This is a genomic window from Paenibacillus sp. FSL L8-0641 (genome assembly GCF_038006265.1).
GTDB classification, from domain to species: Bacteria; Bacillota; Bacilli; order Paenibacillales; family Paenibacillaceae; genus Paenibacillus; species Paenibacillus polymyxa_D.
In genome coordinates this window covers 3,256,488-3,270,370 of record NZ_JBBOUW010000001.1, presented here as the reverse complement: position 1 = coordinate 3,270,370, position 13,883 = coordinate 3,256,488, and the positions used below count along the sequence as shown (strand labels likewise).

Below are 13,883 nucleotides of genomic sequence, written 5' to 3'. Positions count from 1 at the left end.
TCCACTACAAAAGGAGGTCTGACTGATGAGTAGTACCATCATTTTGACGGATAGCACGGCTGATATTCCACCGGAATTAGCAGACCGTCTCGGTATAGTCGTTGTACCACTGACAGTGATGTTCGGCAGCACAACTTACCTGGACGGCATTGAGATGTCAGCGGCGCAGTTTTACAGCGAACTGGTACGGGCTGATGAGCTGCCTACGACTTCACAGCCTTCACCAGCCCGTTTTTTGGAGACATACACGACACTATTGGAGCAATACCCTGAGAGCCAGATTATCTCTATCCATTTATCCTCGGGTGTGAGCGGAACGTATCAGTCTGCTCTGCTGGGCAAATCCATGCTGGAGAAGCATGAACATAGAGTGACTGTGGTGGATTCCAAATCAGCTTCATACGGATACGGTATGCTAGTGGTTTATGCGGCAGAGCTGGCGGCAGCCGGGCACTCCCCGGCTGATATTGTTCGGGCTGTGGAACGTCGTGGAGAGCGCCGTTGTTTGTATTTCCTGGTGGATACCCTGCAATACTTACAAAAAGGCGGACGTATTGGTAAGGCAGCGGCAATGGTGGGCACGTTGCTTAACATTAAGCCGATACTTTCGATTGACAAAGAAGGCATTATTTATTCAGTTGATAAGGCGAGAGGGCATAAAAAAGCGACAGCGAGAATTATTGAACTACTGGAGCGGGACTTAAAAGGCCAAAAAATTAATATTGCTGTGGGCCATACGGCAGATCGCTCAGTGGCAGAAGCGTTCGTGGCTCAGCTGGCAGAGCATTTTGAGCTAGGAGATCGAATATATACTGAACTTGGCGCTGTGATTGGGACCCATGTAGGGCCAGGAACGATTGGCATTTTTGTGTGGCCGGCCGGAGATGAGAGGTAATATGCTGCAATTGGATCAAATACCTTTAAAACAAATACATGGCGTGAGTGCTCTCAAAGAGGGAGAGCTTCACGCTTTTGGCATTTTTAACATACAGGATATGCTGGAGTATTATCCGTTTCGGTATGAAGATTACCGACTGCGCTCGCTAAGCGAAGTGAAGGACGGAGATAAGATTACGGTACAAGCCAAAATTATGGGCATTCCAGTGCTTCAGCGTTACGGGCGCAAATCAAGGTTGACTTGTAAATTGATGGCCGAGGATTGGATGTTTACCGCAACGTGGTTTAATCGGCATTTCATGAAGGAACAGCTAACCTCAGGTCGTGAAATTGTGGTGACTGGTAAATGGGACCTCAAACGTATGCAGATGACTGTTGCAGATTCTGAGTTTCCTGATAAAGGAGTAGCCCGCTCGGGGACACTTCAACCGGTGTACTCTATAGGCGGCAAGATCACCCAAAGCTGGATGCGAAAAATAATGAACCAGACGCTCCAGCAGTTTGGTGAAATGATCCCCGAAATATTGCCTGAGTTGCTTGTACGCAAATATAGTATGATGCCGCGCAAGCAGGCTATTGCGGGTATACACCAGCCTCAGGACAACCGCGAGGGGCAAGAGGCTCGTCGGCGGATGGTGTATGAGGAACTGTTTTTATTTCAGCTGAAAATGCAGGCATTCCGGGCGTTAAATCGCGGTCGTGCGGACGGGGTGGTACATACGGTGGATAACGCCACGATTCGTGAATTTGTAAGGGCTTTGCCTTTTGAATTAACGGATGCACAGAAGAAGGTAGAGCTTGAAATACTGCACGATCTACGCTCACCTAATTGTATGAACCGTCTGCTTCAGGGGGATGTTGGGTCAGGTAAAACAGTTGTTGCTGCCATCGGTTTATTTGCCACAGTACGTTCCGGTTTTCAGGGAGCGCTGATGGTGCCAACCGAAATATTGGCCGAGCAGCACATGCGATCGCTTCACAAGCTGTTTGAGCCCTTTGGAATCAGCGTTGGTCTACTGACTGGGAGTACAACCGGGAAGAAGCGTAAGGAACTGCTAGCTGCTCTCCAAATGGGTCTGCTGGACATTGTAGTAGGCACCCATGCTCTCATTCAGGAGGATGTATATTTTCGTCAGCTTGGGCTTGTTGTAACGGATGAGCAGCATAGATTCGGAGTGAACCAGCGAAGTGTACTGCGTCGCAAAGGCTATAATCCCGATGTGCTGACGATGACGGCCACACCGATCCCTCGTACGCTGGCCATCACTGCGTTTGGCGATATGGATGTTTCTACGTTGTCAGAGCGGCCGAAGGGGCGTATTCCAATTTCCACCTATTGGGTGAAGTACGAACTGATGGATCGGGTACTTGGTTTTATTTCCCGCGAGGTAGACCAGGGACGGCAGGCTTATCTGATTTGTCCGTTGATTGAAGAGTCGGAGAAGCTAGACGTACAGAATGCCATCGATTTGCATATTCAAATGCAGCAGGCTTTTCCACATTACCGCGTTGGGCTATTACATGGACGAATGACTCCCGCAGAAAAGGAAGAAGTTATGCGTTCTTTCTATGCGAATGAAATTCAGTTGCTCGTTTCAACGACGGTTGTGGAGGTAGGGGTAGACGTTCCCAATGCGACACTAATGATCATTATGGATGCGGATCGTTTTGGACTATCCCAGTTACATCAATTACGTGGACGAGTCGGACGGGGTGCACATGCCTCGTATTGCGTATTGATCGCTGACCCTAAGTCGGAGGTTGGTCAGGAGCGGATGAAGGTTATGACCGATACGGACGATGGTTTTGAGGTGGCTAGACGCGATCTGGATTTGAGGGGGCCGGGTGACTTTTTTGGTACCAAGCAGAGTGGGCTACCCGAGTTTCGTTTAGCAGATATGGTAGCGGATTTTGAGGTGCTGGAAAAGGCGCGTGAGGATGCAACTGATCTGATCAAGGATGCGTCCTTTTGGACATCTCCGCAGTATGAAGCATTGCGCGGTTATTTGCAAAAAGAGCAGATTTTTCAGGGGGATCTCATCGATTAATCCACCATGAATTATGAGATTGTTTTAAACGTTTTAAACAGATAGGCACAATGGACAGGCTGGCCGTCATATATTTGGGAATGACCGAATGATATGGGAGGTGTGGCAACATTGAGCTATCAGCAATATGGAATCAGTCCGCAACTGGTGGAGCGGATTAAGTTGAAAATGAAGAATCGTGCGCTCAAGGAGCGGGTTAAGCAGCAGATTGAAGGTGTGACTAAAGCGGACCTGCAAAATAAAGCTAAGGTGCGTCATCTTGTGAAGTCCACTTCTGCTATTTTAAACGAGCGTTTGACGGCTGCGCAGGAGGAGCAATTGACCGCCTTCGTATTGGCACAAAAAATTGATCCGTCCAATACATTTCATCTAATCAAGCTGTGGGGAATGTTCCGTTGATTGCTATTTGAAGAGGTGCTTCAAAGCGTTCTCCATGTTTTTTTGTGAAGCACAGATAAAAAAAGGATTGCCTGATATCAGGCGATCCTTTTTGGTTTGTTTTAGTTCATTCCCCGGGCAATAGCTAGTGTGCACTTATCATGAGACTTTTTATTTGTAATGACCGCCAATTTTGATAGAGCGTTCCATGGCCTGCCCGGCATCTGTTAACGATGATGCTCGCATGATGATGGACTGACCATACCGATCCTTTAAAGTGTCCGTCACCTTTTCCAAAGCACGGGATCGCTCCTGATCCTCAAATAAATCCAACTGATATAGTTGATCATCCACCAATCCGCTTAAAGTAACCCCTGCGCGCTTCACGGGCATATGATTCCAAAAAGTATAAAAGATTTTTTTAACGGTTTCATATACTTTTTGGGTATGGTTTGTAGGATCGGGTATCTTCATTTGTCGGGAGAACCCAGTTGGTGCCTCGTAGGGACTGCATATACAATGAACAGTCACAACTGAGCCCATATATCCTTTGCGGCGGGCGTCCCGACACACCTCTTCTGTTAGTTCAAGCAGGATGGTTTCCACTTCCGCAGGCTGGAGATAGTCGCGGGGAAGAGTCATCATATGACCGATGGATTTGGGAGGTGTATTAAATGTTTCCGGCTTGACCGGGCTGTGATCGATCCCGTTAGCAGTCCGCCATATCACCTCTGCCTGAATATCGGACTGCTTGCCGAAATGAGACCGGAATCTGTCCTGTAGCCGGGGTAAGGGGGTACGTGCGATATCTCCAATGCTGTGTAGTCCAAGCTTCTCCAAATGCCGTTCCATACGCGAACCAATGCCGAACATAAGACGTACTGGCTGAGGCCACAGCAACGCTGCAATATCGGATGTAGGCAACAAGAAAATGCCACTGTCATTTTTTTTAGCCCATATATCTGTCGCGGTTTTAGCCAGCATTTTGTTGGAGCTGATGCCAATTCGAATCCATACTCCTGTTTGTGCCAGTACCTTTTGCTGAATTTCACTTGCAATACTCACCGGATCTCCGAACAGAGAGAGACTTCCGCTCATATCCAGAAACTGTTCATCAATGCTGAAAACTTCAACCAAATCCGTATATTCATTATAGATTTCTGTTATTTTTAATGAGACATCGATATAATGCTGCATACGCGGGCGTACAATGATAAGGTCAGGACATTTTTTCACCGCTTCTCCCAGACGTTCTGCTGTAGATATACCGTATTTTTTGGCCAGCGGACATGCAGCTAAAATAATGCCTGAACGAAGTGCAGGGTCACCGGCCACAACGAGTGGCTTATGTTGGTATTTGGGATCATCTGCTTTTTCGATGCTGGTATAAAAACTTTGGCAGTCCGATAAGAATATGGTTCTATTTCTGCGTTCCTTCAAAAATTCGACCTCCTCTCCTGATAGGTGTTGATCATCCTACCAAAATATTCTTGAATGTATACTCTTATAGTAGTATTATATACAGAACAAGTGTTCCTAATACAAATGTATTTTTTGGAACGTTAGAGTTTACGTAAAACCTAACATGGCGTATCATAATATCTTGAGCAAAAACAAGTGGAAATGAATGAATATTGAGGGGAGAAAACCATTTTTATGAACCCAAAACGTCGACCATCATCTCAAAAACGCAGTAGGTGGCGTATTTTTGGCAGAGTTTTGCTAATTAATATCAAGTGGTTCTCGTTTGCGGGTGTACTTGGATTGCTATTTGCTGGAGGTCTTATATCCGGCTATGTAGCGGCACTGGTTCATGATGAACCTGTACGATCACGTCAGTTGATATATGAAAAGGTAAATGAGAACGCTCTGACCAGCTTTGTATTTTTTAATGATCAGGTAACTCCGGTTGGAAGAATGCGCATGGAGGAGGATCGACAGCTCGTTGATCTGAAGGATGTCCCTCAGTCGATTGTGGACGCCCTCATTTCAACGGAAGACAGCCAATTTTATGAGCACCGTGGTGTGGATTTAAAGGGAACAGCTCGTGCCGTTAAGCAGAAGCTTTTGAATGAAAACCGCCAAACAGGCGGCAGCACACTGACGCAGCAGGTAGCCCGAAGGGTTTTTCTCAGTCTGGATAAGACGGACAGCCGCAAGGTGAAGGAAATGCTGCTAGCATTGCGTATGGAACGGTTTATGGGCAAGGATAAAATATTAACGGCTTACTTAAACAAAATGCCTTTTGGTAATGGTTCCGCTGGTTACAATTTATATGGAATCAAGTCTGCTTCGTTAGGAATTTTCAATGTAAGTGATCTACATAAGCTTCATATTGCTCAGGCGGCTTATTTGGCAGGTCTCCCGCAACTGCCATCTGTTTATTCCGCTTTTGATGGTAAAGGGAACTTTGATGAAGAAGGCTTCAATAAAGCGATGGAGCGTCAACGTGTCGTGTTGGGAAGAATGCTGGCAACAGGTAAACTTACGCTATCCGAATATAATGAGGCGCTTCAATTTGATGTGAAAGCCACTCTTGCGCCACATCGCGAAAAAAGTTATAACACATTCCCTTATTTGATGCTGGAGACAGAGCGGGAAGCGGCCCAATTGTTAGCGCTCCAGCAAAATCCGGATATCACGCCAGCCGAAATTTCCAAGCCTGAGCATGCCGAGCTTCTTCAAAATACGCGAGAAGAGTTGCAAAGGTCCGGATATCGAATTTATACAACGATAAATAAGAAAATTTATAATAATATGCGGCAGATTGCAGCCAATCCACAAAACTTTTCTCCATACAGTAAGAAGAAGGGATTAGAGCAGATTGCAGCAATCATGATTGATCATAAAACAGGGGCTGTACTTGGTATGATCGAGGGCAGAGATTTTAATACCGAGCAAATGAACTATGCAACTCAAATGACACGTCAGCCCGGTTCTGCCATGAAGCCTATTGCTGCTTATTTACCTGCTTTGGAAAAAGGCTACACTCAGCCAGCCGGTCTTATTGATGATTCACAAATCATATTGAAAGACGGACGTAAAGGTTATCATATTCCTAAAAATTATAACAGACGGTACGAGGGGCTTATGACAGCCCGTGAAGCACTCAATCGGTCAATCAACATCCCTGCGCTGAGGCTGTTCTTATATGAAGTTAAAATTCCTAACGCTTGGAATTTTGTGCGTTCTCTTGGAATTACGACCATTCAGTCGCAGGATGAACATGCACAGACAGGGGTTTTGGGTGGACTAAGTAAAGGGGTATCCGTCGAGGAACTGACCGCAGCATATGGAACGATTCCCAATATGGGTGTATATAATGCACCTCATCTGATCAGCAAAATTACGGATGCCAACGGGAAGATCGTATATGAATTTAAACCGCAGACGAGACGTGTATATTCGCAGCAAACCGCATTTTTGATGACGGATATGCTCAAAACGGTTATATCAGATCCGAGGGGAACTGGCAAACGTCTGCAAAATGCTTTTAAAAGCTATGGTGACATTGATATCGCCGGTAAAACCGGTACGACACAAAACTTTGGTGATGTGTGGTTTATGGGGTATACACCTGACGTTACACTAGGCGTCTGGGCTGGTTACCGCCAACAGGTTAATACACTATCTCAAGAAGGCCATTCCAGAGCACAGTCAGTGTGGGCACTGATCATGAATGAGGCGGTCAAGGACCAGCCTGAGCTTTTTAAGAATAAGCACTTTATACAGCCGGAAGGTGTTGTAAGAGTTACGGTTTCTAGCCTTACAGGTAAGCTACCAGGGCGTTATTCCCGTCAATCGGGTCAACTCGTGACTGACTGGTTTAATCAAAAATATGTGCCTACCGAGGTTGGAAGAGAACAGATTCCGCGTTCTGCTAGACCAGTGGTCCCATCCAAACCAGATATCAAGGAAAAAGCAGTCCCAGAGGTTGAGGTCCCTGCAATAGATCAAGAGAAAATTCCACCAGAGGAAACGGATCCTGCTATTCCTGACGCAGACACAGAGGTAGATATGCCTGATGAGAACAACGATGTGCCATCAACAGATACTTCGCAACCTTCTGTTGAAAATGAACAGGAGACTCCTTCTGAATCGGAAAGCCAGAGTGAGACTCCAAAAAACCAATCTGATGAAGTTACTTATCCAGAAATAATATCTGATCAACCCAAAAACTAAGCGACAGGAACGGTTTAGTTTAAAATGCCGTTCCCAACAATGTCTACAGTGACCTGCGGATGAAAACGAACATTGGGGTATTCTTCATTCCAATCTACACTTTTCCATACTACTGGATGATGAGCGATCAACTGTCTGTCTACGCCAAAGGCATCACATCCATTTTCCTGATTGCTTTGAGGATCATCTACAGTCTCTAGCGTTTGCGACAACACGCCTTCAGGAGTGAGATCATAAGCCGATGCATTTGCCAATCGGGCATCCTTCAAATTGTTCTGATCCCAGCAGCCTGTTATAAACATGAGTAGAGCCAGCATTCCAAGCGCTCTGCTCTTTTTTATGTTTCAGGTCCCTCCTTTTTTTTGAAGAGATAGGATAGAATTAGCAGCAGAAAAAGGGAACACATTAGGGGGAAATAAGTAAAATTATTGGGCGTAGAACCAATTCCTAGTTATTATTTGATGATATGCGCCAGCTCTAATGGCAAAATAGCTGGATGAAAAGTAATCGTCGCAATGTAAATGGCAAGCAGCGTAAAAGCGATTAAAAAGCTCGTCATTCGAATCGTTCTTAGAAATGAACTAATAATCCAACGAGCGTGATAATCGTCTGGGCTTTGGTAAAATGCAGAAAAAGAGATGGGAGCTATTAGAGTAGTTGGGCTACCATCAGCCAAAATCGCAATCCGTCCCTCCATTAGATTGGCGGTCACACGATCCGGTCGTTCCGTCTGAGCTATTGAGGGAAGAGAATAAGGATTGTTCTCCCTAAATTCTTGAATAAAAACGGGAGGGAGCGCCATATCGGAGGAGATCGCTTTAATTCTCGTTTTCACTGCTTTCACCAGCTCAGGATTAGCCAAGTCTTGAACATAGACAATAACGATTTTAGTTCGGGTTTTAGATCCCACATAAAGAGCGTACAACCAGTGACGGGGTGACAATTTGTTTGCGAATCAGATTCAGATTGATGGATAACTGCTCAAACATTTCTGCTTAATTCAACGGAAGCTGCGTCATGTCCAGACAAGAGAGCCCCTCCTTTTGGATGAGATAGGCATAATGTGTGCCAAATGGACTGAGTTTATCCATGATCTGGTGACTTATCCATTCTTGAATCACCAGATTACAAGGAGGCTTAATCTTGCGTCGGATCAATTCCTAGATAGTGTCCCAGTTTCCGCCGGACCTCGCTGCGAGCAAAGGATGAAAGCATGAAAAATCGCCTTTGATAGCCACGGCATACATACAAAACCTCTACGCCTTCATGATTTCGGATTTCGCTGTAAATTTTAATTCCTAGTGTTTTCATTCGCGCTTTTGTCTCTGCTAATTGAACAGCTACGCGCTGTTGTACTCCAGTCAGGCTACGAACATACAAATCGGGCATTTTTAGAGGAGAGGTATTTATAATACGAATGTCTCGTTCCAGCACATCCAGAACAAGAGTTAAAAGTACACACATCTTGACCAGCCCTGTGTCTTCTTCAGAAGGTAAAGGAGCTTTGCTCTTGTGGTTCAGTATCTTTTGGCTTGGCATAAAAATCTCCTTTACTCCGAGTAAGAATACAATATATAATCAGTATATAGAACGTATGTTCTATTTATACCTCATCATAGGAATTTTTCCATGGTTAAAGCAATCATCAATTATTGGAAAAGTGATGGGGAGCGATACCCATGTGCCATTATGTAAAGAATCTTACGTTTATCGCCAATGACAGTCAAACAGAGTTTATGTTAAGCTAATGGATAAAAACTTACATAAAAGGGGAGATCGTTCTGACTGCGGTCAGCCTTTACTATTTAACTTAAGAAAGTGGAGAAAGAAGGTATACATATTGTCACGTTCGTTATATGCAGCTTTATTACTGTTGAGCCTCATTTGGGGCGGTTCGTTTATGTTTATCAAGGTGTTGTTGCTACATCAGGTAGGGCCGTGGACTATTGTATTTCTCAGGTCCAGCTTTGGGCTTATTTTTATTGTCTTGTTAATGATACTTATGCGCAGGCCGTTTAAAATCAAAAGCATTCCGTGGAAATCGGTTACTCTGGTAGCTTCGGTCAACATGGTCTTGCCATGGACATTGATCGGTTTTAGCGAGACCAGAATAGCTAGCAGCATGGCTTCTGTATTGAATGCTACCACGCCCATATGGACCATGTTGGTGGGGCTTGTTTTTTTCGGAGCTATTTTTCATCGAATGCAGTGGTTAGGAATGGGTCTCGCTTTTGTAGGAATTATTATTTTATTGGGTATTAATCCTGCATCTATTATTTCTGTTGATCCTGTGGGTTTTGGGTGTATGCTGCTTGCGACTCTTTGCTACGGATTTGGAACACAGCTCTCCAAACGTTTTCTTTCCAATCTTTCCATGTATCAGGCTACCTTTGCGACACTGCTTGGTGCGGCGGTAGGGGGTGGCATTATGATGGCAATGGTGGAGAGACCTGATTTGTCGATTGTTTCTGATTCAGGTGTATTGGGTTCTCTTATAGGACTGGGAGTTTTGGGATCAGGAGTAGCATATATTTTGTTCAACTACATGATTTTGCGGGGGAGTGCGGAATTTGCTTCTTCGGTGACGTATTTTGTACCAGTAAGTGCCATTGTATGGGGCTTTTTGCTCTTGAATGAACATATCGGCTGGAACGTTCTAACCGGGCTGGTCCTTATACTTGGAGGAGTGTTTATGGCCAATCAGCGTAGAACCGCCAAATTAAGTGGATAATAATCTAAACAAAAATAAAATACGATTTGGGTTATATTAAATGTACATTCGCCAAACCTTCGGTATAATGCGTTAATTCACACATACAATAAAGCATGCTCACACATAAAATAAAATATGGTGCAGCAAAAAAGCAAGCTGTTTAGCAGGTGACAAGGTGTGGTATAATAAATTATAGAATTATATGTACCACAGAAATGTCGGAGTTTTATTCCACAAAAGAAAGGATCAGGATACCATGTGTCCCCGAAGGATACTTCCCCAAAGGACGATTTGGAAACGATTTGATCTGTCTTATACTTAGCTTTTCCGCGGAGTAACGTCAAGTTGCGAAAGCCAACTCTGCGGAAGAGGGGATTGTACATGCGAAGGACCAAGTCCTCCAGGCACATCTTACCTGGTAGTTTCCGTAAGAGTGGGTTCATCCACATCAAACTTACGAGAAACCGAGGGAGCCTGTATGAGGAAAACTTACGAATCTATCGTGAACAATGGAGCATTGAGACAGATTGCTGTCATGTTGCTCGGAACATGCATTTTAGCTTTTACGTACTATCACATTAATGCCCAAAATCATTTGTCAGAAGGCGGATTTGCAGGCTTGGCCCTGCTGGGACATTACGCGTTTGGCATATCTCCAGCATGGAGTATGTTGCTGCTTGATATTCCCGTCATATTGCTGGCATGGGTACTGAAGGGCAAAAGATTTATGCTGCTTGCGTTAATCGGAGCCGTCGCTTTTTCACTGTTTTATGCAGGATTTGAGAAGTATTCGACTCTGGTTATAGATCTACATGGAAATCTGCTGATAGCTGCTCTACTTTGTGGGGTGCTTACAGGTTTGGGAGCCGGAATCGTACTGCGATTCGGTGGAGCAACCGGGGGCGATGATATCTTATCTCTGCTGATCAGTGAGTGGCGCGGGTGGAAAATCGGCAACGTGTTTATTGTCAGTGACATCATCGTACTGGGATTATCACTCTTGTATCTGCCTATGAAGGAAACAATGTTTACAATACTGGCTGTGTGGCTTGCCGGAAAAATAATTACATGGACGACCACGTTCCAACTGCACCGACCTGTGAAAAAGGTACTGCCAGCGGCTATTCCCGCTAAAAAGGTAGTTGCCAAAACAGTGCCGGTCGTCCACAGCCTTCGTCAATAAGGAAAGGGTGTTACGTTAGGAGAGAAATCTTCTTACGTAACACCCTTTCGCTGTATTCAGCTTCTATCAGGAAGGTTTTAAAGTAGACTGAATGCGTCCGTTTTATATTTTTTCTACTGTTTCTCATCTTGCTCGGCTGGATGATTATCGTTCCATTCCTCGGCTTGGGAAGTGGCAATCGCAATCGAGCGACCTTCTTCGTAGCCGTCACGGAGTAGAGCGTTAGCAATATCAACGGCTTTTTCTCGCACACGAGGTTCCAGGTTTTTCATGGATGGAGGGTAATCATGTTTGTTCCAAGGCATAGTTGCACACTCCTTATAGCAGATGATGTACTATGTATTACCCGTTGTAGGATTAAACAAACGGAAATCAAAGAAATGAATATATTGTAAAATGTATCTTGAGAAAAAGCGTATAATGGTGTGCAGAATACCAGAAAAAGGAGTGAAGCATTTGCTTGCCTGGGGTTTTGTTTTTTTGCTGACTATCATCATTCATACTACAGATAGCTTGTCCTATGCTCTGCGGCTTGGTGGTTTGCGAGCGCGTCGGATTGGATTAGCGTTAACCGTTGCGGGAATGCTGCTGTTGGTTTCACGCACCTCTAACATGGCGCAGGGGCCTTTACTCGGAGGGATGGTCGATCAGGCTAAAGCTGCAGCACAAGTGGGCGGAACGGATATTAGACTGGAACTATATATGCATGGGGTACTGCTGGCAGCAACCGTTGGAACCATACTTGCTATATTACTGTATCCAACAGTGGTACGCATGTCAGCCAGATGGATTGTGCATTTGGAGCATACCGGATCTATTCCGGCTTTGGTGCGTCATTTAATGCTGCGAAGTCGCTGGAAACATGCAGGCTACTACATAAAACGTCCCACCTGGTCTATGCTTACTTCATTGATTAGCGGAGCGATACCCAAACGTCTAATTATTCTGAATATAACCGTTACTGCGATCTATACAACAGGAGTAGTATCTGCTTTATATGCTTCATTCCTGTGGCCTGCTCAAGGTACAGCAATGTCAATGTCGTCAGGTCTAATCAATGGCGTTGCAACGGTATTATTGACCTTGTTAATTGATCCAAGATTGGCGGTACTGTCAGAGAAAACGCTACGAGGGGAGCTACCCTTAACTCGGATGAACAGTATGTACGGCTGGATGATCATGTCGCGTTTGGCAGGTACTTTATTAGCTCAGCTATTGCTAGTACCGCTAGCAATTTGGCTTGGATGGGTAATGAGTTAATTGCTAGCTTTCGTAATGATGTGCTGCTGCCATATCCCAAAAAAGGGCTGACCCGTGATCATCTATTAAAGATAGATCGCGGGTCAGCTCCAATGATTTTATGGTTACTTACTGTTCAAATAATGACTTATATGCTCCGTATCCTTCACGTTCCAAGTCTGCTTGAGGCACGAAGCGGAGCGCGGCGGAATTGATGCAATAACGCAGACCATCTGGACCAGGACCATCATCGAATACATGCCCTAAATGGGAGTCAGCTTCGCGACTTCGCACCTCGGTACGGATCATAAAATGGCTGAGATCGGTTTTTTCTTTGACATTATAGCTGCGCAGCGGACGGGTAAAGCTGGGCCAACCGCAACCTGCATCATATTTGTCCAATGAACTGAACAAGGGCTCTCCTGATACGATATCTACGTAAATGCCTTCACCCTCATGATCCCAAAACTCATTTTGAAAAGGGCGCTCGGTCGCGTTTTTTTGAGTTACTTCGTATTGAATAGGCGTGAGCCGATCTTTAAGATCGGATTTATCAATCTTGCCAGACCAATTTTGTTCGATAAAATCCTCACGTCCCGAACCTTTGCGGTAGCGTTTGTAATGAGCGGGGTTTTTCTTATGGTAGTCCTGATGATATTCTTCTGCTTCATAAAAAGTGGTCGCAGGCAGGATCGGTGTAGCAATGGGCTTGTCGAAGCGGTCACTTTGAGCCAAAGCTTCTTTAGAAGCTTCTGCCTTGATTCGCTGCTCTTCATTATGATAGAAAATAACCGTTTGGTAAGATGAACCTCTATCGTGAAACTGTCCACCTTCATCCGTCGGATCAATCTGCTGCCAGAATAGCTCCAACAGTTTTTCATACGGGAAAACTTGTGGATCAAATGTAATCTGTACGGCTTCCACATGCCCCGTTGTTTCAGAGCATACCTCTTCATAGGTAGGATTTTCGGTATGTCCCCCTGTGTATCCAGATCTAACCTTCAAAATACCGGGTAATTCCTCAAAAGGGGAAACCATGCACCAGAAGCAGCCACCTGCAAAAGTTGCTTTTTCTACCGTGTGTGGATTGTTGGTACTCATATTTGTCACTCCAATCTGAGAATGTTTAATTAGTTGTTATTTAAATAGCTTACAATTAAATTATATACGAGATTTTTGCAAAATCCAACGAAACGTCAGAAACCAAACGGCAGTGTAACTGGCTCTGTCCCCAAAATCGCCA

The 13,883-nt window shown here is 44.8% G+C and carries 12 protein-coding genes and 1 pseudogene; 7 read left to right on the top strand and 6 right to left on the bottom strand.

What is annotated here, in order from left to right:
- Nucleotides 1–25 precede the first annotated feature (25 nt).
- The 3 genes from MKY16_RS14660 to MKY16_RS14650 all read left to right on the top strand — a co-directional run bounded on the left by MKY16_RS14660 (nucleotide 26) and on the right by MKY16_RS14650 (nucleotide 3,344).
- Nucleotides 26–895: a DegV family protein gene (locus MKY16_RS14660; protein WP_069012745.1), complete on the top strand. Its 870-nt coding sequence runs from the start codon at nucleotides 26–28 to the stop codon at nucleotides 893–895.
- 1 nt (nucleotide 896) lies between these two features.
- Nucleotides 897–2,945: an ATP-dependent DNA helicase RecG gene (gene recG, locus MKY16_RS14655; protein ID WP_340955850.1), complete on the top strand. Its 2,049-nt coding sequence runs from the start codon at nucleotides 897–899 to the stop codon at nucleotides 2,943–2,945.
- A gap of 111 nt (nucleotides 2,946–3,056) precedes the next feature.
- A complete protein-coding gene (locus MKY16_RS14650) occupies nucleotides 3,057–3,344 on the top strand; it encodes a stage VI sporulation protein F (RefSeq protein ID WP_013310877.1) in 288 nt (95 codons plus the stop codon).
- Between the two features lie 150 nt (nucleotides 3,345–3,494).
- On the opposite strand, the gene MKY16_RS14645 is transcribed toward MKY16_RS14650, so the two are convergent.
- Nucleotides 3,495–4,763 (bottom strand): DNA polymerase IV, encoded by a 1,269-nt coding sequence (locus MKY16_RS14645; RefSeq protein WP_340955848.1) that lies wholly within the window; start codon nucleotides 4,761–4,763, stop codon nucleotides 3,495–3,497.
- Nucleotides 4,764–4,979: 216 nt separating this feature from the next.
- On the opposite strand from MKY16_RS14645, the gene MKY16_RS14640 reads away from it, so the two are divergent.
- A complete protein-coding gene (locus MKY16_RS14640) occupies nucleotides 4,980–7,505 on the top strand; it encodes a transglycosylase domain-containing protein (protein ID WP_029517213.1) in 2,526 nt (841 codons plus the stop codon).
- A 14-nt stretch (nucleotides 7,506–7,519) separates the two neighbouring features.
- Here the strand turns inward: MKY16_RS14640 and MKY16_RS14635 are convergent, their stop codons facing one another.
- The 3 genes and pseudogenes from MKY16_RS14635 to MKY16_RS14625 form a co-directional block, all read right to left on the bottom strand.
- A complete protein-coding gene (locus MKY16_RS14635; RefSeq protein ID WP_029517214.1) occupies nucleotides 7,520–7,822 on the bottom strand; it encodes a Ger(x)C family spore germination C-terminal domain-containing protein in 303 nt (100 codons plus the stop codon).
- A 140-nt stretch (nucleotides 7,823–7,962) separates the two neighbouring features.
- Nucleotides 7,963–8,385, bottom strand: a pseudogene (locus tag MKY16_RS14630) (spore germination protein); the annotation flags it as partial.
- A gap of 257 nt (nucleotides 8,386–8,642) precedes the next feature.
- Nucleotides 8,643–9,044 carry a hypothetical protein gene (locus MKY16_RS14625; protein ID WP_049816977.1) on the bottom strand — a complete coding sequence of 134 codons (402 nt, stop codon included), beginning with the start codon at nucleotides 9,042–9,044 and terminating at the stop codon, nucleotides 8,643–8,645.
- A gap of 301 nt (nucleotides 9,045–9,345) precedes the next feature.
- Here MKY16_RS14625 and MKY16_RS14620 point away from each other — a divergent pair, with 301 nt between their 5' ends.
- Nucleotides 9,346–10,236 carry a DMT family transporter gene (locus MKY16_RS14620; protein WP_029517216.1) on the top strand — a complete coding sequence of 297 codons (891 nt, stop codon included), beginning with the start codon at nucleotides 9,346–9,348 and terminating at the stop codon, nucleotides 10,234–10,236.
- A gap of 460 nt (nucleotides 10,237–10,696) precedes the next feature.
- Complete coding sequence (locus tag MKY16_RS14615) at nucleotides 10,697–11,401, top strand: YitT family protein (RefSeq protein WP_029517217.1); 705 nt, start codon at nucleotides 10,697–10,699, stop codon at nucleotides 11,399–11,401.
- A 113-nt stretch (nucleotides 11,402–11,514) separates the two neighbouring features.
- On the opposite strand, the gene MKY16_RS14610 is transcribed toward MKY16_RS14615, so the two are convergent.
- Nucleotides 11,515–11,706, bottom strand: a complete 192-nt coding sequence (locus MKY16_RS14610) for a hypothetical protein (RefSeq protein ID WP_029517218.1) — start codon at nucleotides 11,704–11,706, stop codon at nucleotides 11,515–11,517.
- A 151-nt stretch (nucleotides 11,707–11,857) separates the two neighbouring features.
- Here MKY16_RS14610 and MKY16_RS14605 point away from each other — a divergent pair, with 151 nt between their 5' ends.
- Nucleotides 11,858–12,661 (top strand): lipid II flippase Amj family protein, encoded by an 804-nt coding sequence (locus tag MKY16_RS14605; protein ID WP_029517219.1) that lies wholly within the window; start codon nucleotides 11,858–11,860, stop codon nucleotides 12,659–12,661.
- A gap of 108 nt (nucleotides 12,662–12,769) precedes the next feature.
- Here the strand turns inward: MKY16_RS14605 and msrA are convergent, their stop codons facing one another.
- Complete coding sequence (gene msrA / locus MKY16_RS14600; RefSeq protein ID WP_340885792.1) at nucleotides 12,770–13,741, bottom strand: peptide-methionine (S)-S-oxide reductase MsrA; 972 nt, start codon at nucleotides 13,739–13,741, stop codon at nucleotides 12,770–12,772.
- Nucleotides 13,742–13,883 lie beyond the last annotated feature (142 nt).